1 pseudogene is annotated in these 201 nt (G+C 42.8%); it reads left to right on the top strand.

Features of this window, described 5'->3' with window-relative positions:
- Positions 1–201, top strand: a pseudogene (locus tag JDF658_RS13945) (IS110 family transposase); the annotation flags it as partial.

Below are 201 nucleotides of genomic sequence, written 5' to 3'. Positions count from 1 at the left end.
TAATTGATTTTCTGATGGAGAAAGGTAACAAGCACTTTTCAGATCCCAAAGCTACTGCTGAAGCGCTTAAAAAGGCTGCTCGTAATGCTCACAGGTTAAGAGGAGATCTTCTGGAACCGGTTAACTTGATCCTGGCTACAAGCCTTGAAACCATTAGATGCCTGGAAAAGCAGGTCAAAACCATTGATAAAGCCATTGCCA

This window comes from Carboxydocella sp. JDF658, from assembly GCF_002049395.1.
Lineage (GTDB): Bacteria > Bacillota.
The sequence above is the reverse complement of the archived record's forward strand: the minus strand, read 5'-3'. Positions and strand labels throughout refer to the sequence as shown.